The following is a 246-nucleotide window of genomic DNA, read 5'->3' as shown; positions in this document are numbered from 1 at the left end:
CCTGATAGTGGCACTGTGATTTCTTGTGAGTATTTGAGTAAAAATTCAAAACCTCATGATGAAATATGGAGTGACTTTAAGTGATCGCTAGGACTTGATTCCCCATCATGAGACCAGCTGCCGGGCGGGTAGTTATCGATCGTGCCAAATACCGTGTAATCCAGCCGCTCGTAGAATGCGCGCGCCTGGAAACTGTAGGTGTCGAGCCACGCGCCAGAGCAGCCGCGTCGACAGGCCTCTTCTTCA

At 50.8% G+C, this 246-nt stretch carries 1 pseudogene; it reads right to left on the bottom strand.

Annotation, left to right across the window (positions count from 1 at the left end):
- Positions 1-53 precede the first annotated feature (53 nt).
- A pseudogene (locus AB4Y44_RS42795) lies at positions 54-246 on the bottom strand (hypothetical protein); the annotation flags it as partial.

Origin of the sequence: Paraburkholderia sp. BR10937 (genome assembly GCF_040965695.1) — a bacterium.
Taxonomy (GTDB): Bacteria; Pseudomonadota; Gammaproteobacteria; order Burkholderiales; family Burkholderiaceae; genus Paraburkholderia.
The sequence above is the reverse complement of the archived record's forward strand: the minus strand, read 5'-3'. Positions and strand labels throughout refer to the sequence as shown.